This window comes from Mycobacterium sp. MOTT36Y (genome assembly GCF_000262165.1).
Taxonomy (GTDB): Bacteria; Actinomycetota; Actinomycetes; order Mycobacteriales; family Mycobacteriaceae; genus Mycobacterium; species Mycobacterium intracellulare.
The window spans coordinates 3073487-3097156 of sequence record NC_017904.1 but is presented as its reverse complement, the minus strand read 5'-3'; the positions used below and the strand labels follow the sequence as shown (position 1 = coordinate 3097156).

Here is a 23670-nt window from a genome sequence, read left to right as displayed (position 1 = left end):
CGATGAACCCACTACTGTCTACGCAAACGCGCAGGAGCCCTCGGAAACCGTGCACGTGCTGGTCCCGGCAGGGTGCCGATCTAGCTGTACTGACCACGGGCGTCCGTGAGTTCGACGCCGGCTGGGGCGTCCAGATCGTTTTCCAAGATCCAGCACACCGTGGAATGGTCATGTTTGGTCGGCGTATGGCGCGATGCACGGTCGAGAAGAGTCTGCAAGTGACCCTCAAGCGCGACGAGTTCGGCGATCTGGGCGCGGACTTGGTCAAGGCGGCTGTGCAGGACTTGGCGGACGTGCCCGCACGGCACCTCGCCGCGGTCATGAATCGCCAAGATTTGGCGAACCTTCTGCAGGGTCAACCCGGCCGCTTGACCGCGATGGATGAACCGCAGCCGATCCACGATCTCGGGTCCATAGTCGCGATACCCCGAAGCGCTGCGTGCGGGCGACGGTAACAGCCCCGAGTCCTCGTAGAAGCGGATCGTCTTGGTGCTGGTCTTGGTCAGTTTGGCCAGCTCGCCGATCTTCATGCGCCCTCCTTGACCTTCCAGTGCACTGGAAGGATAACACTGGATTCATGGCAATCGCGAGCTGCGGAGGTGCGCTCAAGGTTGACGGTTGGTTTCGGTGAGTCCAGAAGTCACCTTGGCCCCAGAGATTGTTGCCGGCTTGTACGGCAGTAATTGGCCTATGACGCCCGCGGCAGTGGCTTGATGGTCTCTTCAGTCCGGTCATCACGGCGGACACCACCGAAGTTGAACCCACCGACGGGTCAACAATTTGCATGACATGAAAGGGAGCACTCGGAATGGTGTTGCACGGATTCTTGGTGAAGGCGGTACCCACGGTGGCGACCGGCGTAGTCGGGGTTGCCGCGTATGAGGCACTGCGCAAGGCGGCGGGGAAGGCTCCGTTGCGGAAGGCGACGGTCATCGCTACCGCTTGGGGCATACGCGTTGTCCGCGAGGCCGAGCGCAAGGCCGGGGCGGGCGCCGAGCAGGCTCGACTGACGGTCGCCGACGTGGTGGCTGAGGCCAAAGAGCGCGCCGGGGAGGAAGCTGCACCACTGACAGTGGTGGACTCGAGCGACGACAAATGACCACTGGGGTCCTTGACGGCGACGTCGCATTGAAAGTTGTATCCGATGCGTCGGGGCGGATGCGTGTGCGCGTCACCGGGTTTGGTGTGGACGCTGTTCGCGCCGTCGCGATCGAGGAGATGGTCTCCCAAGTGACCGGCGTGCAGGCCGTGCAAGCGTATCCGCGTACCGCATCCGTGGTGGTCTGGTACATGCCCCAAGCCTGCGACACCGCTGACGTGCTGTCGGCGATCGCCGAGGCCGAGCACATCCCCGCCGAATCGGTGCCCGCGCGGGCCCCGCACTCGGCTGATATTCCAAAGACCGGTGTGCTGCGAAGAATTGCCAGCGGGATCGGATTGGCGCTGTTCGGCTTGCGCCGTGATGTGCAAGATCGTGCGACGGACGGCGAGAGTTGCGGCGGCTGCGGGTCTGGGCCGGTCATCGGGGGTGAGTTGTCGCCGGACGAGCAGAGTCGGCGCGAACGGCGCAAGTGGTGGCGGCGGGTGTGGTTGGCCTTCCCGCTGGGGTTGGTAGCGATGGCTTCGACAATGTTCTTCGGCGCCTACCCTTGGGCGGGCTGGTTGGCGTTCGCCGCGACGGTGCCGGTGCAATTCGTCGCCGGGTGGCCGTTCCTCCAGGGGGCGGTCGAGCGGGCGCGGGAGTTGACCTCGAACATGGACACTCTGATCTCGCTGGGCACATTGACCGCGTTCCTCTACTCCACTTATCAGTTGTTTGCCGGTGGGCCTCTGTTCTTCGACACCTCGGCGCTGATCATCGCGTTCGTGGTGCTGGGCCGCTATTTCGAAGCCAGAGCCCAAGGCAAGGCGCGCGAGGCGATCAGCAAGCTGCTGGAGATCGGTGCCAAGGAAGCCACGCTGCTTGTGGACGGCGAGGAGCGCCGCGTGCCAGTCGATCAGGTCCGCGTCGGAGACCTGGTGCGCGTGCGGCCGGGGGAGAAGATCCCGGTCGACGGCGAAGTCATCGACGGGCGCGCCGCCGTCGATGAGTCGATGCTGAGCGGCGAGTCCGTCCCGGTCGAGAAAACGGTGGGCGACCATGTTGCCGGCGCGACCGTCAACACCGATGGGCTACTGACGGTGCGCGCCACGGCGGTCGGGGCGGATACTGCGCTGGCGCAGATTGTGCGACTTGTCGAGCAGGCGCAGAGGGGCAAGGCCCCGGTCCAGCGGCTGGCCGACCGGGTCTCGTCCGTGTTCGTTCCGGCCGTCATTGTTGTTGCCGTCGCGACGTTTGCGGGGTGGACGCTGCTTGCCGGCAACCCGATCGGCGGCATGACCGCGGCGGTCGCGGTGCTGATCATCGCGTGCCCGTGTGCGCTGGGCCTGGCCACCCCCACGGCGATCATGGTCGGCACCGGCCGGGGCGCAGACCTGGGAATCCTGGTCAAGGGCGGCGAGGTGCTCGAAGCGTCGAAGAAGATCGACACGGTGGTATTCGACAAGACCGGCACCCTCACCCGCGCCCAGATGCGGGTGACCGAGGTCGTTGCCGGCAAGCGGCGCAAGCCCGATCTGGTGCTGCGGATCGCCGCCGCAGTCGAGTCGGGCTCCGAACACCCGATCGGCGCGGCGATCGTCGCCGAAGCGCATGAGCGGGGATTGGAGATCCCGGCCGCCACTGCGTTCACCAACGTCGCCGGGCACGGCGTGCGCGCCGAGATTGACGGCAGGCCGGTGGTGGTTGGGCGGCGCAAGCTCATCGACGAGCACGATCTGGAGTTGCCCGACCACCTGGCTGCAGCCGCCGCAGACCTCGAAGAGCAGGGCCGCACCGCGGTGTTCGTCGGCCGCGACGGTCACGTGGTGGGTGTGCTAGCGGTGGCCGACACGGTCAAAGACGACGCCGTCGACGTGGTCCGTCAACTGCAGGCCATGGGTCTGCGGGTCGCCATGATTACCGGCGACAACGCCCGCACCGCGAACGCGATCGCGAACCAGGTCGGCATCGAGCAGGTGCTGGCCGAGGTGTTGCCGGAAGACAAGGTCACCGAGGTTCGCCGGCTCCAGGACACGGGCAAGGTGGTCGCGATGGTCGGCGATGGCGTCAACGACGCGCCCGCCCTGGTGCAGGCTGACCTCGGCATTGCCATCGGCACCGGTACCGACGTGGCCATCGAGGCCTCCGACATCACCCTGATGTCTGAGCGGCTAGACGGTGTCGTGTCTGCGATCGGGCTCTCCCGGCAGACCCTGCGCACCATCTACCAGAACCTCGGCTGGGCCTTCGGCTACAACACCGCCGCAATCCCACTCGCCGCGCTCGGCATGTTGAACCCGGTCGTGGCGGGTGCCGCGATGGGGTTCTCCTCGGTCAGCGTGGTAACCAACTCGCTGCGGCTCCGCCGCTTCGGTCGCGAGGCCCAGCTGGGCGTACGCAAATCAGTGGGCGCTGTGAAATGAGGAGCCACGAAATACCCTGCATCAGGGTTGCGCCACGCCGTATGCGATTTCGACGCGGCTCCGCTGGTTGCAAGGCATTTCGCGGCTTGCCCTGGGGCACACAAGATTTCGCGAACGATGCAGCACTGAACAGCCGAATGGCACTCCACGCTTGAGCGGATAAGGGAGTGGAGGCGTACGTCGACCTCGCCCATGCTGAAGGCGCGAAAGGACTGTCGGAAGCGGCTTTCGTACGCTCAAATCCGAAATAGCGTGGCGGAGAACAGGATAGACATGCCGATAGCCATCCCTGCCTGACTTAGGTTACCCAGCGACCTGAACAGGGACGGCTCATGCTGACGTTTGACGAAGTACCAGTAGGTCCAAAAGAGCGCCGCAACCGCGAAACCGACGGCAGCGAGCCAGTTCACAGCGCTAAACCATACAGGCGGTCCGCTGCTTGCCGGCATGGCCGTGCCGGCCATGTCCATGCCCGGCATAGACGACATGGCTGGCGGAACGTGGTGCTCGGTGCTCGTTCGGGCCGGATACCACCGAGCGTTCATCATGGCGTACATCCAGCCCGTCGCCAGCATCATCAGAGTGTGATACCCGTACCTAACGCGCAAGGCGGTTGTTCGGGCCACAGCGAAGGCCATCGTCACGAACGTCATGGCCGCTAGCAGAAAAAACACTGTAGGTCCCGTCGAAGGCAGATGTGCGCCCGACGGCGGCCAGGCCATCATCACCATTGCCACTGCCATGACGAAATGCAGCCCGTGACTGACGACCCAGGCCCACGGTCGGCGTTTGCCGACGATCGCCAGCACGCATTCGGTGGCGGTCAGGACGAACAATCCGGTGACGACCCAACGAAGTGCCGAGTCATGAATCATGCGATACCGAGCCGCTCCCATCGATGTCAGAGAGGACGCCAGTGGTCATTTGTGTCGTCCGCGCTTGCCAGTCACGCGCGTGGCACGAGCACGCGCCAGGCTCATCACTCTCGACCTGGCGCCACCGCGTAGAGCATTGCGATCGTACGGCCAGTCGCCAATTGGCGTGCTGTCCAGTACTTTTAGACGATGTACTCCGAGCCGTGCTACCGCGCCGTATACCTTGCCCGCTACGCGGGGGCTGCAGGCTAAGATCGCGCGCATCGTCGTCCATACAGGTCATAGCCATCGGTCATAGGTGTCACCGTCAAACCCGCCTTGGCCCTGAGGCTGTCGTCGTACTTGCTGGGCATCGCGCCATCCTTCCCAAGCAAGAAAGTGCGCACGAAACTCGGGACTGTTCAGTTGCGCCGCGCAATACGCCGAGGCATTGGTTAGGAAGGCGATAGTTTCTGCCTGTTCAGCCACCTGCCTGCGGAGCCGCACCAATTCCGCTCGCTCCTTGGGTAAAAGCGGTTCACCGCCACTGGGATCATGTAGCAACCCGCCAGCGCTGTCTGCAGACATCCGCCACCGTTCATCGCGCACCCATGTGTGCAGCACGCTGTCATTCAAGTTGAGCTCCCGGGCGACATCGACGACCCGCTCCTTTCCATCGATGACACGATGTGCGGCCGTAAACCTGTACTCAGGAGTAAACGATCGCCGAGTTCGTCGCATCGCGCCATCCTTCAAAGAGCCCAAGTCCTGTCATCGCCGGTCCCCGACGCTTCTTTGCAGTCCCATGACATGCCTCGAGCGTGCTGCTAAGACCCAGACAACTACCCGAGGCTACTATCTATGTACGCAGATAGTAGATATAGGACTGCACAACTGGCAATACCGATTTCGAGCCATTTTGCAATCCCGCGATTCGCGGAGATCGATCCACGGCCACTGGCGTGGAGGATGAGATCGGCCAGCTCGCTATCTTCGTACCGCACCTCCTTGACCTTCCAGTGCGCTGGAAGGATAACACTGGGTGGTGTGCCACGGATCGGGAGGTAATGGCGGTGGGCACAACGGTTGTTTCGGTACTCGAAATCTCGTGTGCTGCTTGCAAGTGCGCGATTGCTGACGGTATGACGGAATCCACGAACTCACCTGCGGGCCCCGACTTGGCCTCGGCTAGCTTCCTCAACCCGATCCTCACGGGCGCGGCAATGGGATTGCCTTCGGTCAGCGTGGGCGCCACTGCGGTGCGCCTGACGAGCTCCGACGAGAGCCCGACGGCACGATGAGTGTCTCAGTCTGCTTGCTGCTGTACAGCTTCGCGGTCGCGACGCTCTCACCGTGGGTGCTGCCTCGCTTGACCCATGCGGGTACCGCCCCGCGGTTAGGGGTGGTTGCGTGGTTGGTGGTGATGATCAGCGTTGTCGCTTCGTGGCTGGCCGCAACCGCATTCCTCATCGTGTCTCTCGTGCGTTATTGGCATGAGCCAGGTCGACTCGCCACCGCATGTTTCGAGTCGCTGCGGCGGCTGGTCGACGGCGGCGCCGCGGTAGCGTTGCAGGTGGCCTTGCTTGTGCTGGCCGCTACCGCGGTCAGCACACTGAGCACGCTGGGGTGGCGCTCGGGCAGGTCTCTGCGGCGGGCGCGCGCGCAGAGCCACGGGCACGCCGCAAGAGCTCGGGTGATCGGCCGCCGCATCGATGGAGTGGATGCCGTCGTGGTGGACGCTGCCGAACGGGCCGCGTACTGCGTGGCCGGCCACCCTGACACCGTCGTTGTGACCAGCGCAGCGCTGGACTCACTCACCGATCGCAATCTGCAGGCTGTGCTGGCACACGAACGAGCCCACCTGGCCGGGCGCCACCACCATGTTCTGGCCTTCGTGCGCGCCCTAGCGGTTGCCATTCCCAGGGTGCCCCTGTTCAGCACGGCCGATCGAGAGATCTCTCTGTTGCTGGAGATGGCCGCCGATGACGCCGCGGCCCGCAGATGCGGTTCGCTGACACTGTTGGACGCGCTGCTGGCATTGTCCATGGATGCCAAGGCGCCGCAAGGGGCCTTCGGGGCCACCGGAACGGAAGTGCTGGCCCGCGCCGAACGTCTGGCCGCACCGGCCGCCGCTCGAAATCGATGGAGCAGCCGGATGTTGCTTACCGCCGCAACCCTTCTCATCACCGGGGGGCCGCTGATTCTCGCCGGTCTTACTGCAGCCGGCGCCATGTGGTGCTACCCGATCGCCATCTAAAGGCGAACGTCGGCCGAGCGCGTATCTACCTAATACCGAGTTGTGACACCAGCTCGGGACAACCGCGCCTGTCGGAACGCCGCCTGCCGAGGCCCTCGCGCGACAGGGTCCGCCTTTACGGCGCCATTACGGAAAACTGAATCCCGACAAGCCACGGCGCTCAGAGCCAAACCATTTGCGGGGCAGAGTGATCAGTTTTCACCATCTGTGTTCCAATCCGCAATCCGCCACACTTGCTAATTTACCCACCTACTAAGTACTATAGTAGACAGTATATATCCGCTCCGCTGGGAGGAGCCAAGACCTCGCCATGGGGAGCGATGGGATGGCCAAAAGAATGGAAGCACTGCCATGTTCGCCGGCATCACTTGCCACGCCGGCGCCCTGGTTACCGCCACTGTGGTGCTAGCCGGCACCGCAATTGTGGGCTCCGGCACAGTAGCGGCCGACCCCAACCAGGACGACCAGTTTCTGGCGCTGCTCGTTGAAAAAAAGATTCCCGCCCGCCGGAACGTGCCGAGCCTCATCGCCACTGCCCATAAGGTGTGTCGCAAACTCGATGGCGGCATGCCGGTGGACGCGGTAGTGGACTTGATGAGGAACACTGCGTTCAACGTGGACCCTCCCGAGCGCCAATACCCCCCCGAGCGCATCACGCGCACCCTCACCCGATTCATCACTGCAGCGGTGGAGGTCTACTGCCCGTACAACCAACAAAAGATTGATTCCATCACGGCTATGGCTAGTTCCGCGCCTGGATCGAATGAACCGACGCACCGGGTCGCCGCGTCCACGCACGACACGGTCAACTCAGCAAGCGGTCCGCGCGAGCCGCGCTTTTACATGATCGACACTCCGGCGGCGCGGCAGGAACCGATGGGCACCGGCGTGGTCCGGCTGACATACGTGCTGGACGGCGCCACCTTCGTGGCGGGCCGCTACGGGAACGACCGGTCGGACCGTGGTGCGCCGGGCACAATGCTCACCTCGCTCACCGGAGCGGTTCCCGAGGGAGATTCCGACTTACAGAACCCGCCGCAGATTCCGCCACCACCGCCGCCCACGGCGCACAACCTGATACCACCCCGGCCAAACGCGGCACCGCCGCCACCAAAACAACCGCCCCCGCCGCAAGAGCCCCCGCCACCACCGCAACAGGCGGAGCCTCCTGCTGCGGCTCCTCAACCTGGGGGCGATGCCGGCGACGGCGGTGGAGGCACCGGCGGGGGTGGCAGTGGTGGCAACGGCGGTGGCGGTCCGGTGCAGTCGGCGCCGGCGCCCCACATGCCGCCGGGCTTTGTCAGGCTCGCACCATGAGACAGCAATGGCCCCGTCACCGCCGTCAAAGCCTTCCGATGGTCGCGTCGTTAGGTGTAGTCATGGTCTCGTGTTTCGCCTTCAGACGAAGCAGCCTTAGGGCAGTTATCGATTTGGCGTGAGCCATCGCGGCTTCCTTATCGAAATCGGCCGCGATCTACCAGCAGGTGTCGTCATCGCTGAGTGGGTACAGGCCGATATGTGTTTCGCCTCGCAGGTGGGCATCAACGACCTCAGGGTCAGTGGTAGGTAAGGCGCGTCGGCCCGGTTCATACCCTTGCGCCAAGATCCTTTGATCGCCGGCATCCAACCTGAACGGCCATCTCGACGATTTTCCCAGCGCAACGCGTAAACATCGGTGCGACAACGGAACAAATCGAAGAAGAACCGCACCTTATGAGCGGAGCTGGAGCCCATTGTCACCGGTGAGGCCCGCGCCCCCGTCAGCGTCGCCTGGTCACTGGAGGCCGCGCGTGCCTGTTCCTCACTCAATTGCAGGAGATGACGCAAACGCGCGTTGTCGGCACGCAGCGTGTCTAACTCACCGGGGAAACTCTCGACACCGCCAACGGCCAACTCCTTTGTGCAGCACACTCTTCGGCGGAAGGGTCTACTCCCGCCAGCGCTCCCCGAGCGCTTTCGCCGCTGTAGACACCTTCATGACCAGACGACGCTCGCGGTTCGTGACGGGGACGAAGTGGTAGTGCTCGTAGAAGGATTGCGCCTCGTCGTCTATGGCATCAACGACGATGAGCCGGCCGCCGCCGATTTCCGATGCGGCGACGGCTTTGCCTAGTGCGTCCAGAAGCAGCTGCTCGCCATATCCCTGACCCCGCAGCGATGTGTCGATCGCCAGGCGGGCAATCAAGTATCCGGGTATGCGGGAATAGCCACCGGCCATGGATCCCGAGATGCCGTCGTCGTTGCGTACTACTTCGGTGGGGCGGATGGCGAAATAGGCACTGACTTTCGGTTCGCCGAGCGGGGTCCACACGTAGACGTGCGCGACCCCGCTGCTGTCCGCGCGACGGGCATGGGCGATGAGCCAGGTATTCAGCGACTCCTTACCGCAGTCGAACCCTTCCAGCGTGTGGGCGTCAGTGAGTCGCGCGGACTCGAACACTGTTCAACGCCTTGTGAAGACCGCTGGTTTGCGTGCGGCTGCCGCCAGCCGCGGCGCGTCGTCAGCAGCCTCGAGTGAGGACATCAGTTTGTCAAACTGTTCGGGCTCCATTGCCGTTACCAGCTCTTGGCGCAGGATGTCTTCGGCCCGTTGCATCGCAGCTTTCCGCACGAACTCCGAGTTCTGCTCATGGACAAGGTTGGCGGCGCGCTGGATGCGGTCCAAGGTCGCTTCCTCAGCGCGAAGCTCGATGCGCTTCGTTTTGACTGCCACGACAACACTCCTTCTTCCTTTAGTCATCTCTGCTCGCAATTGCCGATCACTTTATTGTACGGTGAATGTACGTACAGGGCTAGGCAAGGCTGCGATCGGCGCTGGGGACCAACCGAGGACCACACGCGATGCGCGATGCCGAACGGCCTGCACGTCCATTAACTTGAAGCTCGATGCGATGGCGGCGGAAACCGCCAGCGACCTCGGAAAACGTGCTACCCCCACTTCCTGGGGGTCAAGTGGTCGCAGGTTCAAATCCTGTCAGCCCGACCAAGCCTACGAATGGCGGCGGCGAACGCCTCGCCCGCGGCGGCCGCTCACCGTGATGAGAGCATGGGCCCGATGACAACCCACACCTGCATGGGCTGCGGGCTCAAAACCCGCTACTCCTACGGGCGCAACTGCGTGGCCTGCGGCCGACAGACCCGCCGCTCGTACTACGGCGAGTGGGCGGATCGGTATCAGCAGGCCGCGATCGCGTTTGCGGCGCCCGCCAGGATCGTCAGCATGGGCGAGAAGCACCCGACGGCCGCGTTGACGTTGGGGGTGCCCGGCTCGCTCATCGCCATGGCCGCTGTCGCCGCGTACCCGATGGTGTTCGTGCCGTTGCTGTTCCTGCTCGCCGTGGCTTTGGTGGCGTCCATCCGCTACGAGGAAGCCCGCAACCCCTCCAAGTAGGTTCTGCCCCGTCAGTCCTCACGGTCCGGCTCGGTGAGTTCCGGCGCGTTCTCGCGAGTCGCCATGCCACCTTCGTGGCCGTGATCCGCGGGGCCGGGACGGCCGCCCTTGGGCTCGTCGTCATCCTTTTCCGAGTGCTTGCCCATCGCAACCTCCTTCGTCGACCGGAGGACTACCCGCAACGGCGCGATCTGAAGACTCCTACCGCGCCTTCCGGAGGTCGGCGAGCGATTGCTTGAGCCCGCCGTCCATCCGGATCTGCACGGCGGCCACCGCCACCATGATCGCGGCGGTCACCAGGTGCACGACCGCGTCGGTGACGTTGTTGGGAAAGGTGAACACGAACGCGACCCGATGCGAGAAGAACGCCCAAATGCCCGGCAGCGCACCGGCGATCGCGGCGAGCAGCAGATACAACACCGACCACGACTTGCGCATCGCGAAGACCAGGCCTGGAGCGAACAACGCAAGGCCGGCGACCGCGTGCCACCCGTTGTAGTCCATTCCGAACAGCTGGACGGTCGGCGCGGTGGGCCCGATCGCGAAACTGGGATTCATGATGAAGCCGACCACCGCCTGAATGACGTGGAAAACACAAATGATCAGCAGCCCGACCTGGGCGAAACTCCACCTCACATGGCACCCCCTTGTGCGCGGCAAGATGCCCGAATACTACGCGTTGTAGTAGCTCCTGGCAATGGGCCGCACCAAGCGGCTGAAGGTCAGTTCCGCCCGGGAATCTTCATCACGGTCCGCACGATGGGCAACAGCGACTTCTGCCACAGGGTCGACGGAATGCCAAGCGGCGGATCAAGATTGAACACGCGTGCGGTCGCGATCGTCTGCGATTCGGTGTACTTCAACAGGCCCTCGGGACCGTGGCGGCGCCCGACGCCGGACTGACCCATCCCGCCCATCGGTGCGCCGAGGCTGCCCCACGCGAACGCGTAACCCTCGTTGACGTTCACCGTCCCCGAGCGCAGCCGGGCGGCGATCTGCTGGCCCTCGGCGGAGGAACCCGCGAACACGCTGGCGTTGAGCCCGTACTCGGTGGCGTTGGCCTTCTCGACGGCTTCGTCGACGTCGGCCACCGGATAGATCGAGACGACCGGGCCGAACGTCTCGTTGGCCGCGCACTCCATCTCCGGCGTCACGTCGGTCAGCACCGTGGGCTCGTAGAACAGCGGCCCGATGTCGGGGCGAGCCTTGCCGCCGGCAATCACCTTGGCGCCCTTGGCTTTCGCGTCGTCCACATGGTCGGTCACGGTGTCCAGCTGGCCGGCGGAGATCAGGCTTCCCATGTCGATCGAGAAGTCATACGCGGAGCCCAGCTTCATGTTGCGCACCGCGGCGCCGAACTTGCCGATGAAATCGTCGGCGATGTCTTTCTCGACGTAGATCCGCTCGATGGAGATGCACAGCTGGCCCGCGTTGGAGAAGCATGCGCGGGTGGCCGCCTTGGCCGCCTTGTCGAGGTTGGCGCCGCGCGTGACGATCATCGCGTTCTTGCCGCCGAGCTCGGCGGAGAAACCGATCAGCCGCCGGCCGGCGTGCTCCGCGAGCTGCCTGCCGGTGGCGGTCGAGCCGGTGAACATCAAGTAGTCGCAGTTGTCGATGATCGCGGTGCCGACCACCGAGCCCGGCCCGGGCACCACCGCGTAGAGCGCTCGCGGCAGGCCGGCGCGATACAAACGCTCGGCGCACGCGAGCGCGCAATACGGGGTCTGGCTGTCCGGCTTCAGCACCACCGCGTTACCGGCCAGCAGCGCGGGCACCGAGTCCGAGGCCGTCAGGGTCATCGGATAGTTCCACGGCGAAATCACCCCGACCACGCCCTTGGGCTGGTAACCCACCGTGGTCTTGCCGATGCCCGGGAGCAGCGACTGCACCGTGCGCGGCTTCAGCAGGTCCGCGGAGACCCGCGCATAGTAATTCGCGTTGGCGACCAGGTCGACGATCTCCTCCTGTGCGGCCCATCGGGCCTTGCCCGCCTCGGCCTGCAGGAGATCCATCAGGAACTCGCGGTTCTCGACGACCAGGTCGCGATACCGGCTGATGACATCGACGCGCTCGCTGACCGGACGGTTCGCCCAGTCGGCCTGCGCCGCGCGCGCCTCGGCGAAGGCGGCTTCGACGTCTTCGGCCGTGCCGACGGGGATGGTGGTCAGCGGCTTGCCGGTGAAGACCTCGTCGATCGTCTTGGTCTGGCGTGCGGTGGCGTCCTTGATCGCGGCCAACTGGCGCAAGCGGTCGAAGACCTCGGCTGACGGTGCGGGCATATCGTGACCTCTCAAAAAGCGCAGGCGTCCAAAACACCAGACTATTGGCTCTGCGATGCCGGGGGCCTCCGGTGCCCGTGGGCTTGCTTTGAGCGGCTATCACCGAGTGGAAGACGCTGATGAGTCCGAAGGGTCTGAGAAGTCATGTAGCCTCAGGTATCGACCAACCCACGAGCCGATCAGGCAGGTGCTCTCACACAGATGATACGGCCGTCCACCGGACCGGTAGGTCCCGGACGCGTCGCCGTGCCGCCCCAACCCGCGGGCCGGTTTTCTAGATCGAGAAGTTCGCCGCTTATCTGACCTCGCGTCGATCCTCGCCACTCGCGCGTAACCACCCACAAGATCGGACGTGACCCCTTTTGCCGCGGTTCGTAAACCCGCCCTGTCCGCATGTCTCCGCTCAGCCCGAATCTCACTGATTCCATGGCGATTACCGAAGTACCTGAATACGCCCACCTCAGCGATGAAGACGTCGAGAACCTCGCGGCCGCACTGGACACGATCCGTTGCGACGTCGAAGGTTCGCGCGGCACCAAGGACCGTGACTACATCCGGCGGGCCATCGCCTTTCAGCGATGCCTGGAGGTCGCGGCCAGACTGACCCTCATCGGCAGCAAATCGAAGGCCGGATGGGCTCTCGGAACCGCAGCGCTGGCTGCGGCCAAGTGTATCGAGAACATGGAACTCAGCCACAACATCAGCCACGGTCAGTGGGATTGGATGAACGATCCGGAAATCCATTCCAGTACCTGGGAATGGGACATGGTCGGTCCCTCGAAGCACTGGCAGTCCTCTCACAACCACCTGCACCACGTGTACACCAACGTCGTGGGCATGGACGACGACCTCGGATTCGGAGTCCTGCGGGTCACGCGCGATCAGGAGTGGGTGCCGAGCGCCCTGGCGCAACCGTTGCGCGCGGTGTTGCTGGCGCTGGCATTCGAATGGGGCGTCGCGCTGCATGGCCTGTACGCGGTGCGGGATCGCGAGACAACAGAGGCCGGTAGATCTGCCCACAAACGGGTGATGATCCGCAAGATGGCTCGCCAGGCCGCTAAGGATTACGTCTTCTTTCCTGCGCTGGGCCGACGGCGATGGCGCCGCACGCTCGGCGCGAACGTGGTCGCCAACGGGTTACGCAACGTGTGGGCGTACGCGGTCATCGTCTGCGGTCACTTCGCGGACGGAGCGGAAAAGTTCACCCCGTCGGTCTTGGAGAACGAGACGAAACCCGAATGGTATCTCCGGCAGATGCTCGGGACCGCCAACTTCCGAGCCGGTCCGGCGTTGGCGTTCATGAGCGGAAACCTCTGCTATCAAATCGAACACCATCTGTTTCCCGATCTGCCGAGCAATCGTTACCCCGAGATCGCTCAACGGGTTCGCGCGCTGTGCGTCAGATACGACTTGCCCTACACCACCGGTCCGCTGCTCCGGCAGTACCTGCTCACCGTCCGCACGATCTGCAAATTGGCGCTGCCCGACCGATTTTTGTCCGCGACCGCCGACGACGCGCCAGAGACAGCGTCCGAGCATAGATTTCGGGACGCCGCGGGCCGGCCGCAAGTAGCAATCGCGGACACTGACGTGAGGCGACGCGGGTTGGCGACGGCGATGCTCACCCGCGGTCGACGAGGCCAGCCGGGGGGCCGCACCGCCTAGCGCGCAGTGCGGACGCAATAAGGCGGCTTTTGGATTGGCGCCCCGCGTATCTCGACGGGCGCACGAGCCCAGCGGCCGAGACAAGGGCATCGCCCGGCCCTTGGGCCGTGTGGAATGCGTTCAGCCCCAGGGGTTTTCGTGCTCCACCGCTAGAGGGTGGTCACTCCCACCGCTTGGGGGCCTTTAGGCCCCTGGCTGATCTCGAACTGGACGCGCTGATTCTCCTCGAGGCTGCGAAAGCCGCTTTCCTGGATCTCAGAATGGTGGACGAATACATCCTTTTCGCCGCCGTCAGGGGCGATGAATCCGAAGCCCTTGTCGCTGTTGAACCATTTCACGGTTCCCTGTGTCATACGAATTTCGCTTTCTTTCGGAGCGGATGAAATTAGCTACATCCGGGTCAACCGTAACACAATCCAGCGAAAAAGTCGCGGGCGTTAATTGCCGCAAGCACGCTGGGGACCTACGGCATCCGATCACGGATAAACGGGCGCTATCGAGGAAGATCGTCGCCTCAGCGCTTCTTGGTGACCAGCAGGGCTTCCGTCTGCGAGACCTCGGCGGCCTTGCCGCGCTTCGCCGCTCGTTTTTCTTTCAGGGATTTACCCGATTTCTTACCCATGGTTTGTCGGGGAGATTTATCAGACATCGCGGCCTTTTTGACTTGGGGACCTGGCAGGTCCCGATTTAGCGAGCATACACCCCTCCTGCGCACCCCGGCCCCGCTATCAAAGCGGCCACCAACTAAACCGACCTAAAATTCCAAATCAAAATAATTCGGGCCGCCTGCAACGCGCATGACCGGAGAAAATGCACCGTGAAGTCAGGTTAAAACAGGGTCAGTCGAATCCGGCGCTGATGCGTGATGTGTCCGACATGGTCTACTCGTGGGCGTCCACTTTTTGCCCGCTGATCATGAGGCTCGCGACCGTCAAGGCGTTGTTCGGGCCGGCCGCGGTCATCATGACGGTGTGCGCATCGTGTTCGTCGGTGTGCGGTGAAACCACCAGGAGGGTGATTCTCTGGCGGTTGAGCCCGAGCACCTCGACGGTGTGAACCGGCTGGCGGCGGTACCCGTCGAGCCGCACCGTCTGTGAGCCGAACGCCAATTTCGCTGGCGCCGTTGCCCATTCGGTGAGGTTGTAGATGACACGACCCACCGGACCAAGCCGAACCGATAGCACTGCCAGCAGATCTGGCAGCTCCGCCGTCAGGTCGTCACTGTGCGGCCACCACGCTCCATCGACATACCCGCTGCGGGGCGACTTCGGTTTCAGGCGCAGGCGCGGTGTGTGTAGCGGCGGGGCGTGCCGGCCCCCGGCAGTGGTGTGGTCGTCATGCGGCGCCATATTGACGCTCCCGTCTTGGCCGCGAAGTGGGCCAAATCATTCGAATCGACGATGACATGGCTTTGATTCGTCACGTTCGAGGTATCGCCGATGGTCTCACACTACTCCGGTCGTGTCCGAACGCGAGCGCGAATCATGATTGCCACCGGCTTGCGACGCGGCTCTTGCCGTCGCCGTGGCGCAAACACGCCGCGGCGCAGCGGATTTCATCGAACATACGATGGCACGGTGTTCGGGTTTGCGGCTGACGTCAGCGGATCGAAACCAGTTGGTCGATCGAGTCCCGGGGCAATTCGCCGTTCACCAGGGCGCTGACCACCAGCCGATCCAGCGTGATCGCGCCCTTGTGATTATCGAGGAAGGCCGTGTCGGCCGCGTCGCGACCGGTGGCTATGCGCACCAGCGTCTGTCGCGGCGCCAGCAGCGTCGCGTCGACCACCCGCCATTGCCCCTCGACGAAAGCTTCGGCGACCGCGTGGAAGTCCATCGGATTTACCCCGGGCGCGTAGACGGATACCAAGCGGGCCGGCACGCTGACCGCTCGCAGAAGTGCCACGACCAGATGCGCGTAGTCACGGCACACACCTTCGCCGGCGAGCAGGGTGTCCACCGCCCCGTCAATCGGATCGCTCGAGCCGGGTACGTAGTTGAGTCTGGTGCCCACCCAGGAACTGACGTGCTCCAGCAACGCCGTCGGATCGCGGTCATTGCCGAATTCTGTGGCGGCGAAACCATAGAACTTGTCGGCCTCGGCGTAACGGCTCGGCCGCAGGTACATCGACTGGTCGTATTCGGTCACCGGAGCCGGATCAGTGTGCCCCACGATCGTCGCTGCGTAGTCCACGCGCAGCGTGCCGACCTCCGCGTCGAACTTGTGGATGCGGTTGCCGTGCAGTCCGCTGACCTCCAAGGGCTGGATTCGCTCTCCGTTCAAGACGAAGCGCAGCGACTCGAAGACCTCAGCATGCGGGTGCGGCGCAACTGCAATCTGGAACTCCAGCGTCGTGGCCGCAGTGATTTCGACTTCAATCTCGGCGCCCACTTCTCGTCTCATAGCGAGATAGTGCGCCGGAGGGGCCCAGATCGCCAGCCGCGCGCCGGCGATCGTGGGTGGTTGAGCGTTTTTACAAACGGGTAGTGGCATAAACGATGCGTAACCAGGGGCAGTTCGACGCGATAGCCCGAGAGATGGTCCAAGGGGTCTCGGGCGTCTGTTGCGTGCTGCTTGATCGCGACCTGCGGATCCGGGCGGCAAGCCGGGCCTACGAGCAGGCCACGCTGCGGGAACACAACGAGCTGCCGGGCCAGTATCTGTTCGAGGCCTTCCCGGACAACCCGAAGGACCCGCAATCCGACGGGACGTCGAAGCTCGCGTCGTCCCTCGAGGTCGCGATGAGCAGCGGCCACACGCACAAGATGCGGCTGCAGCGCTACGACATTCCCGATCCCGCGGCGCCCGAGGAATTCCTGCCCAAGGTGTGGAGGCCCACTAACTCCCCGCTGCTCGACCACGGCGAGCTGGTGGGAGTGGTGCACTGCGTCAAGGAAGTCTCCGAAAGCAGGCAGCTGCTTGCCGAGGTGGCGCGCGACGTCGAACACGGGGACGCCTGGGATCCGGCCGAGCTGCTGCACACGTTCGAGGCCGTCAGCGCCGTGGAAGCCGGCCTTCACGCCCAGCGCCAGGAGTCGCTGGCCCTCGAGAACAAGCAACTGATGCGCGCCATCGAGACCCGAGACGTGATCGGGCAGGCCAAGGGCGTCCTGATGGAACGATTCAACATCGACGCCGGTGGGGCGTTCGGCCTGTTGACCCGGCTCTCGCAGCAGACGAACACCCGGGTCGAGCAGATCGCCCGCACGCTGGTCGAGACGAAGCGCCCTCCGCGCTCGGCCTGAGCCGCCGGCACGGCGCGGACCGCGATCGGGGCTCATACGATGTGCAGACCCTGCGCCAGCTGCGACACCCCAACCACCGTGAACAGGATGACCAAAATCTGCCGGTGGTAGGTCCGCACCCAGTCGTGCAACACCCGGAGTAGGGATTGGGTCTTGGCCGGCGTGGCCACGTACCCGACGAGGATCACCTCGACGACGGCGTACATCAGGACGATGAACGCGATGGCGGCGCCGAACTGTGCGGTGAGCGACGCGCCCGACGCCATGATGATCGCGACGATGAAGAGGACGCCGTCGACCGGCACCGAGATCAGCCCGATCACCCACGCGACCCACGACGACCCGCCCTCCCATGCGTCGTGGATGCGGCCGAGCAGGCGCCGGACGGGGGAGCCGTCGTCGCTCGAGACATCTTGGACCCGGGTCAGCAGCCGCGGCATGGCGATGGGCGCCGCGGAGGCTGACGACGGTGCCGGCGATCGGGCGTCGGGCGAGGGTTGCGCCACCCGCTGGCGCGTCACGAAGCGCACCGTCATCGCCGCCGCGATCGACAGCCCGATCACGCCGAGGCCGATTTGAACCTTTCCGAGGGTCGCGCCCGTAGAAGGGGAAGACGAACCGTGCGCGATGTGCCCGAACATGGGGGTGAAGTTCAGCAGCATCAGGGGGAGCAAGAGCTCGGGTACGCATACCGTCAGCCCGCCGATCCAGTAGGCGAGCAGACTCGGTCCCGGCCGTGGCCGCGAGATCATCAGCAGGGCAAGCCCGAGACGAACCGGGTTGAGCGCAGCCAGAATTCCCAAGCCCAGCACTGACCCCCACATGGCCGCAGCTCTACCCGCACCTGTCGACGCTTAAACGCCGACGGGTCGCGACCGGATCGGCGCCGCCGCGAAGCGCGGCCCGCCCAAAGCTATGAGCCCGCTGTGCGCCGAATCTTGATCTTGGTCAACGGATTCGGGCGAAGCCGACGAGCGGCACGCAAGCGCGTCCGTGAGATCAATCACAAGGCCCCGGGGTTGCCGGTTGGCCGGTCCCGCCGGCCAAAACGGCCGGAAGAATCGTGCGCCAGACGTAGCCAGCCGTATGTGCGCAGCGTCACGCCCGAAAGCAAACGCACCACTTGGCCGAACGCCGCCGCGGCAATCCGACTCGCCACAGCTACGGCGAAGCTCGATGTGTCGATCATGATGGCGGGGTGCTAATCGCGGTTTAGCAAGCGTCCGTACGTTTTTGCACGGTGCGGCAAACGGACTGTGTCGCCGGGTATCAATTGGCTACTCCGAATCGTGGCGCCGCGAATAGACTGTTGAAGCCATGATTCGGACCGCACCTGCGGCAGGATTATCGGTTACGCCGCGGCCACGGCGCCGCGCGCCGAGCCGCCGGACGGGCCAGAGGCAAATATTTTTCGTTCACGTAAGCGACGTCCGGAATGCCGGGCCGGCAAATTCATTATTTCCCTAGGTCGCTTGCGAAAAGAACGGTATGGCACCCGTGTCGTGGCGATATCAAACGGTGCCGAGCGTCAAAGTTGTTTTGCTGGACAGCGAGACACGAGTGCAACAACGGCCGCTGTTAATGTCTTACATGAGAACGTAATTCAAATGTTTCGGAACGAGCGGTCGGGGTACACCGCGAGCGTGAATGGCGACATTGACGTTCGTGGGACCTACCCGGGTAGGGGGTCTGCCATGGCCGTCATGGCTCAGTTGCCACCGCGTCCAAACTCACGGGCGCCATTTTCGACCGCATCTGCCGGTCGAGATGCTGATCGAGCCTAACGGCTCAATCCTTAAGTGCCGCACGGTACTTCGTGTGGTGCGCAGCGCTTTGGAGTTTTCGTTTCGGTGTTAGGGGGTCCATCAATGCAGCTCAATCCGTTCGACGACGACGGCGGCAGTTTTTTCGTCCTGGTCAATAACGAAGAACAACACAGTCTTTGGCCAACTTTCACTACCGTTCCCGCCGGTTGGAGAGTAGTTTTTGGGCAAGCCGACCGCGCCGCATGCCTGCACTACATCGAAGAACACTGGCCCGATATCCGGGCGAAAAGCCTCCGCGACACGCCGACCCGCGCCGGTTTGTGATGTTTACACCGATGTCATATGAAGGACTTCGGTAGAGCTTGGGGGGTTCAGTGGAGCGTGGTGGTGACCGGGCACTCCCGGTAACGCGAGGCCAGCTCGATATCTGGTTAGCACAACAGACCGGCCACTTCGACGCGGCGTGGCAGCTGGGCGTGCTGGTCCGTATCGACGGGGCGATCGACCCCCGTCTGCTGCACCAAGCTATGCGACACGTGGTCAACGAGGCCGAGAGCCTGCGGGCCTCGTTCTTCGAGGCCGACGGCCAGGTCTTCCAGAAGGCCGTCGACTACGACGACGTCGACTTGGTCTTCTACGACCTGACGGAATCGCAGGATCCGGAGCGGGAAGTCCGGGAGACCGCGGCATCGATCCAGCGAACGCCGATGCCGCTCACCGGCCCGATGATCAAATTCGCTTTGTTCCGTACGGGTCCCGACGAGTACTACTGGTTCACCGTCTGCCATCACATCGCCATCGACGGCATGGGCATCGCGCTGACCGGACGACGGATCGCCGCCGTCTACTCCGCGCTGGCCGCCGGCAAGCCAGTTCCCCCCGCCTTCTTCGGCTCCCTGCATGACCTCGTCAGCGGCGAGCTGGAATACGAGGCATCCGCCAAATTCCGTGAAGATCAAGAGTATTGGGTCGCGCACCGCCCCGCGGGCAGCGGGGCGGACTATCCGGCACCGGCGCGGAATGACGGGCGAGACCCGTATTCACCGTCTCCGCCAGTGCAACTGGATCAGTCCGTGGTCGGCAGGGTCAAAGAGTTGTCCAAGACGTTGGGCATCCGTCGGTCATCGGTACTCACCGCGGCCTGCGCGCTTCTGGTGCGGGGTTGGTGCGCCGACGGTTCCGACGAAGTCGTGCTCGACTTTCCGGTCAGCCGGCGCGTCGACCCGGAGTCGAAGACGCACCCCGGCATGCTCGCCGGCGTGGTGCCCCTGGTGCTGAAGGCCGCGCCGGACACCTCGTTCGCCGACTTTTGCCGGCATGTTGACCAGCGGTCTCGAGAGGCGTTGCGGCATCAGCAGTTCCCGACGCGGACGCTGGACGGCGAAGGCGGCTTCAACGGCCCGCGGCAGGCGCCCAACCGGGTGGTCGTCAACTTCGTCCCGGCCCGCCTCACCCTCAGCCTCAACGGCACCCCGGCGACCGCGACCTACACCAGCTTCGGGCCGGTTGGCCACTTCGGACTGTTCTTCCTCGGATTCGGCGACCAGCAATTCCTGAGCACTGTCGGTACCGGGCAACCGTTTTCGAATTTCGACGTCGCGGACCTGGCCGAACGGCTGCAGCGTGTGCTGGCGACCATGGTCGCCGATCCGAGCCGGCGCCTGTCGTCGCTGGATGTGCTGCGGCCCGCGGAGCGCGCACGCCTGGAAGGGCTTGGTAATAAAGAGGTTCTGAACCTGTCGGCGAGCGCGCCCGTGTCGGTGCCGGAACTGTTCGCCACCCAGGTGTCGCGCACGCCCGAGGCCGTGGCGCTGGTGTGTGAGGGCCGGTCGGTGACCTACCGGGAACTCGATGAGGCGTCCAACCGGCTGGCGCATCTGTTGACCGGGCTGGGCGCGGGCCCGGGACGGACTGTGGCGCTGATGTTTTCGCGGTCGCCCGAAGCCGTCGCGTCGATCCTGGCGGTACTCAAGACCGGTGCGGCCTACCTGCCGATCGATCCGTCCTCGCCCGAGTCGCGGATCGGGTTCATGCTCGACGACGCCAAACCCGTTGCCGCGCTGAGCACCGTCGATCTGGCCGACCGCCTCGACGGTCACGACGTGCCGGTCATCGATGTCAACGATTCCCGGATCGACGCCCAGCGCGCCGACGCCTTGCCGGCGCCCGGTCCGGACCACGTCGCTTACCTGATCTACACCTCGGGCACCACCGGTGTCCCCAAAGGCGTCGCGGTCACGCACCGCAACGTGACGCAGCTGTTGGGATCCCTGGACGCCGGCCTGCCGCCGTCGGGCGTGTGGTCGCAGTGCCACTCGTACGCGTTCGACGTCTCGGTGTGGGAGATCTTCGGCGCGCTGCTGCGCGGCGGCCGGCTGGTCGTGGTCCCCGAGGACGTCACGCGCTCACCCGACGAACTGCACGACGTGCTGGCCGGCGAGGACGTCAGCGTGTTGACCCAGACCCCGTCGGCCGTGGCGATGCTCTCGCCCGAGCGGCTTTCGGCGGCGTCGCTGGTGGTGGTGGGCGAGGCCTGCCCGGCCGAGGTGGTGGACCGGTGGGCGCCGGGCCGGGTGATGGTCAACGCCTACGGCCCGACCGAGACGACGATGTGCGTGGCGATCAGCGAGCCGCTGACGAAGGGATCCGGGATCCCGCCGATCGGTTCCCCGGTGCCCGGGGCGGCGTTGTTCGTGCTCGACGGCTGGCTGCGCCCGGTGCCGCCGGGCGTCGTCGGCGAGTTGTATGTCGCCGGTGACGGGGTGACCAGCGGCTACGTCGGCCGGACCGGGCTGACCGCGTCACGGTTCGTGGCCTGCCCGTTCGGTGGGGCGGGCGCGCGCATGTACCGCACCGGGGACCTGGCGTGCTGGGGCGATGACGGTCAACTGCAGTACCTCGGCCGCGCCGACGAACAGGTCAAAATCCGCGGCTACCGCATCGAGCTCGGCGAAATCCAGGCCGCGCTCGCCGCGCTTGACGGCGTCGACCAGGCCGTGGTGATCGCCCGCGAGGACCGCCCCGGGGACAAGCGCCTGGTCGGTTACGTCACCGGCATCGCCGACCCCGTCGAGGCGCGCGCCGCACTGGCCGAGCGGCTCCCGGGCTACATGGTGCCGGCCGCGGTGGTCGTCCTCGACGCCCTGCCGCTGACGCCCAACGGCAAACTCGACACCCGCGCTCTGCCGACGCCCGAATACACGACGGGCGAGTACCGCGCCCCGGGCAACTCGGTCGAGGAGATCCTGGCCGGCATCTACGCCGAGGTGCTCGGCGTGCAGCGCGTCGGCGTCGACGAGTCCTTCTTCGAGCTGGGCGGCGACAGCATCTTGTCGCTGCAAGTCGTGGCGCGGGCCCGCGCGGCGGGCCTGACCTGCCGGCCCCGAGACGTGTTCGTCGAGCAGACCGTCGCCCGGCTCGCCCGGGTGGCCGGGGTGAGCGACGGAGCGGCGCAGGTGGTCGACGAGGGCGTCGGGCCGGTGCCGCCCACCCCGATCATGCGGTGGCTAGAGGGCGCGGAGCAGGCCGGCCCGGTCGATCAGTTCAACCAGACCGTGATGGTGCAGGCCCCCGCGGGGGTGACCGCGGCCGACGTCTCAATGGTGTTGCAGGCCTTGGTGGATCGGCACGCCATGCTTCGGCTGCGGGTCGAGCGCGACGGCGCCGGCGGCTGGTCGTTCCACATTCCCGAACCCGGGTCGGTGTGGGCGCAGGACTGCCTGCAGGCGGTGGACGCGCTGACCGACGACGCGCTGCTTGACGCCCGCTCGCGGTTGAACCCGTTCACCGGGGCGATGCTGAGCGCGTTGTGGGTCGAGTCCACCGGCCGGCTGGCGGTGATCATCCACCACCTGGCCGTCGACGCGGTGTCGTGGTGGATCCTGTTGGAGGACCTCAACATTGCGTGGGCGCTGCACAGCGCCGGACAGCCGGTGGAGCTGCCGCCGGCGGGGACCTCGTTTGCCCGCTGGGCGACAATGCTGAACGAGCACGCACGCCACCGCGATGTCGTCGGCCAGTTGAACGCGTGGAAGCGGGTGACGGGGGCGCCCGCCGCGCTGCCCGCGGCGCGCCCCGACGTGGACACCTACGCCAGCGCCGGGCGCTTGTCGGTCGAGCTGGACGCCGAGACGACCGCGATGCTGCTCGGTGAGGTGCCGACCGCGTTCCACGCCGGGATCCAGGACGTCCTGTTGATCGCCTTCGGGCTGGCGTGGGCGGAATTCCTGGGTGACACCGGCGCCCCGATCGGCATCGACGTCGAGGCCCACGGACGCCACGAGGAACTCGGCGCCGACATCGATCTGTCCCGCACCGTCGGATGGTTCACCACCAAGTACCCGGTGTCTTTGAAAATGGCGGGGCCGGTGGCCGGATTGCGCTGGGCGCAGGTGGTTTCCGGCGACACGGCGCTGGGGCCCATCATCAAAGACGCCAAGGAGCAGCTGCGCGCGCTGCCCGACCCGCTGACCTACGGGCTGCTGCGCTACCTCAACACCGACGTCGATCTCGCCGGGGCCGACCCCTCCATCGCCTTCAATTACCTGGGACGCCAAGGCGCAGCGCCCGATTCGGCGGGGGAGGGCTGGAGCATCAGCCAGGATGGTCTGTCGTTGATCGGCGCCGCCGCGGCGGTGCCCATGCCGCTGATGCACACCGTCGAACTCAATGCCGGCACCATCGACACCGGCGCCGGACCGCACCTGCAC

Annotated in this window: 23 protein-coding genes (1 of these 23 running past the window's edge); 9 read left to right on the top strand and 14 right to left on the bottom strand. The window is 65.1% G+C overall.

What is annotated here, in order from left to right; all coding sequences use genetic code 11:
- Positions 1-80: 80 nt before the first annotated feature.
- The gene (locus W7S_RS14095) at positions 81-530 is read right to left on the bottom strand and encodes a heavy metal-responsive transcriptional regulator (protein ID WP_014711796.1); all 450 of its coding nucleotides are present in this window, start codon (positions 528-530) and stop codon (positions 81-83) included.
- A 278-nt stretch (positions 531-808) separates the two neighbouring features.
- On the opposite strand from W7S_RS14095, the gene W7S_RS14090 reads away from it, so the two are divergent.
- Both W7S_RS14090 and W7S_RS14085 read left to right on the top strand, forming a co-directional pair.
- On the top strand, positions 809-1099 hold the full coding sequence (locus tag W7S_RS14090; protein WP_014711795.1) for a DUF1490 family protein: 291 nt from the start codon (positions 809-811) through the stop codon (positions 1097-1099).
- Between the two features lie 59 nt (positions 1100-1158).
- Positions 1159-3504 carry a copper-translocating P-type ATPase gene (locus W7S_RS14085; protein ID WP_014711794.1) on the top strand — a complete coding sequence of 782 codons (2346 nt, stop codon included), beginning with the start codon at positions 1159-1161 and terminating at the stop codon, positions 3502-3504.
- Positions 3505-3740: 236 nt separating this feature from the next.
- On the opposite strand, the gene W7S_RS14080 is transcribed toward W7S_RS14085, so the two are convergent.
- Entirely contained in the window at positions 3741-4379 is a 639-nt protein-coding gene (locus W7S_RS14080; protein ID WP_014711793.1) for a DUF5134 domain-containing protein, read from the bottom strand.
- A gap of 279 nt (positions 4380-4658) precedes the next feature.
- The gene (locus tag W7S_RS27865; RefSeq protein WP_014711792.1) at positions 4659-5099 is read right to left on the bottom strand and encodes a transposase; all 441 of its coding nucleotides are present in this window, start codon (positions 5097-5099) and stop codon (positions 4659-4661) included.
- Positions 5100-5781: 682 nt separating this feature from the next.
- On the opposite strand from W7S_RS27865, the gene W7S_RS14070 reads away from it, so the two are divergent.
- Together W7S_RS14070 and W7S_RS14065 are read left to right on the top strand one after the other, a co-directional pair.
- Complete coding sequence (locus W7S_RS14070) at positions 5782-6615, top strand: M56 family metallopeptidase (RefSeq protein ID WP_236590201.1); 834 nt, start codon at positions 5782-5784, stop codon at positions 6613-6615.
- A 351-nt stretch (positions 6616-6966) separates the two neighbouring features.
- Positions 6967-7932 carry a DUF732 domain-containing protein gene (locus tag W7S_RS14065; protein WP_014711789.1) on the top strand — a complete coding sequence of 322 codons (966 nt, stop codon included), beginning with the start codon at positions 6967-6969 and terminating at the stop codon, positions 7930-7932.
- Positions 7933-8542: 610 nt separating this feature from the next.
- Here W7S_RS14065 and W7S_RS14060 read toward each other — a convergent pair.
- A complete protein-coding gene (locus tag W7S_RS14060; protein ID WP_014711788.1) occupies positions 8543-9055 on the bottom strand; it encodes a GNAT family N-acetyltransferase in 513 nt (170 codons plus the stop codon).
- A gap of 3 nt (positions 9056-9058) precedes the next feature.
- Positions 9059-9328, bottom strand: coding sequence for a DUF1778 domain-containing protein (locus tag W7S_RS14055; protein ID WP_014711787.1), 270 nt, complete (start codon positions 9326-9328; stop codon positions 9059-9061).
- A gap of 282 nt (positions 9329-9610) precedes the next feature.
- Here W7S_RS14055 and W7S_RS14050 point away from each other — a divergent pair, with 282 nt between their 5' ends.
- On the top strand, positions 9611-10006 hold the full coding sequence (locus W7S_RS14050) for a hypothetical protein (protein ID WP_009954006.1): 396 nt from the start codon (positions 9611-9613) through the stop codon (positions 10004-10006).
- Between the two features lie 11 nt (positions 10007-10017).
- On the opposite strand, the gene W7S_RS27720 is transcribed toward W7S_RS14050, so the two are convergent.
- The 3 genes from W7S_RS27720 to W7S_RS14040 all read right to left on the bottom strand — a co-directional run bounded on the left by W7S_RS27720 (position 10018) and on the right by W7S_RS14040 (position 12285).
- Positions 10018-10152, bottom strand: a complete 135-nt coding sequence (locus W7S_RS27720) for a hypothetical protein (protein WP_008257331.1) — start codon at positions 10150-10152, stop codon at positions 10018-10020.
- A 55-nt stretch (positions 10153-10207) separates the two neighbouring features.
- Positions 10208-10642 (bottom strand): DUF4383 domain-containing protein, encoded by a 435-nt coding sequence (locus W7S_RS14045; protein ID WP_008257329.1) that lies wholly within the window; start codon positions 10640-10642, stop codon positions 10208-10210.
- Positions 10643-10728: 86 nt separating this feature from the next.
- On the bottom strand, positions 10729-12285 hold the full coding sequence (locus tag W7S_RS14040) for a succinic semialdehyde dehydrogenase (protein WP_008257328.1): 1557 nt from the start codon (positions 12283-12285) through the stop codon (positions 10729-10731).
- A gap of 426 nt (positions 12286-12711) precedes the next feature.
- On the opposite strand from W7S_RS14040, the gene W7S_RS14035 reads away from it, so the two are divergent.
- Entirely contained in the window at positions 12712-13950 is a 1239-nt protein-coding gene (locus W7S_RS14035) for an acyl-CoA desaturase (RefSeq protein ID WP_008257326.1), read from the top strand.
- A gap of 149 nt (positions 13951-14099) precedes the next feature.
- Here W7S_RS14035 and W7S_RS14030 read toward each other — a convergent pair whose 3' ends face one another.
- The 4 genes from W7S_RS14030 to W7S_RS14020 form a co-directional block, all read right to left on the bottom strand.
- Complete coding sequence (locus W7S_RS14030; RefSeq protein ID WP_008257323.1) at positions 14100-14303, bottom strand: cold-shock protein; 204 nt, start codon at positions 14301-14303, stop codon at positions 14100-14102.
- A 161-nt stretch (positions 14304-14464) separates the two neighbouring features.
- Positions 14465-14599: a hypothetical protein gene (locus W7S_RS27715; RefSeq protein WP_255348940.1), complete on the bottom strand. Its 135-nt coding sequence runs from the start codon at positions 14597-14599 to the stop codon at positions 14465-14467.
- Between the two features lie 232 nt (positions 14600-14831).
- Complete coding sequence (locus tag W7S_RS27575; RefSeq protein ID WP_008257318.1) at positions 14832-15299, bottom strand: DUF5994 family protein; 468 nt, start codon at positions 15297-15299, stop codon at positions 14832-14834.
- Between the two features lie 250 nt (positions 15300-15549).
- Positions 15550-16341 (bottom strand): transglutaminase family protein, encoded by a 792-nt coding sequence (locus W7S_RS14020; protein ID WP_008257316.1) that lies wholly within the window; start codon positions 16339-16341, stop codon positions 15550-15552.
- A gap of 107 nt (positions 16342-16448) precedes the next feature.
- Between W7S_RS14020 and W7S_RS14015 the strand changes: the two genes are divergently transcribed.
- Entirely contained in the window at positions 16449-17195 is a 747-nt protein-coding gene (locus W7S_RS14015; protein ID WP_036428932.1) for an ANTAR domain-containing protein, read from the top strand.
- A 32-nt stretch (positions 17196-17227) separates the two neighbouring features.
- Here W7S_RS14015 and W7S_RS14010 read toward each other — a convergent pair whose 3' ends face one another.
- A complete protein-coding gene (locus W7S_RS14010) occupies positions 17228-18019 on the bottom strand; it encodes a GAP family protein (protein ID WP_014711784.1) in 792 nt (263 codons plus the stop codon).
- 179 nt (positions 18020-18198) lie between these two features.
- The gene (locus tag W7S_RS26945) at positions 18199-18384 is read right to left on the bottom strand and encodes a hypothetical protein (RefSeq protein ID WP_136244581.1); all 186 of its coding nucleotides are present in this window, start codon (positions 18382-18384) and stop codon (positions 18199-18201) included.
- Positions 18385-19063: 679 nt separating this feature from the next.
- Here W7S_RS26945 and W7S_RS26270 point away from each other — a divergent pair.
- Together W7S_RS26270 and W7S_RS14005 are read left to right on the top strand one after the other, a co-directional pair.
- On the top strand, positions 19064-19285 hold the full coding sequence (locus W7S_RS26270; protein ID WP_008257310.1) for an MbtH family protein: 222 nt from the start codon (positions 19064-19066) through the stop codon (positions 19283-19285).
- A gap of 50 nt (positions 19286-19335) precedes the next feature.
- Positions 19336-23670: the start of a non-ribosomal peptide synthase/polyketide synthase gene (locus tag W7S_RS14005; RefSeq protein WP_041297868.1), read on the top strand. It continues 26928 nt past the right edge of the window; the window shows 4335 of its 31263 coding nt (coding positions 1-4335); the start codon lies at positions 19336-19338; its stop codon lies beyond the right edge, outside the window.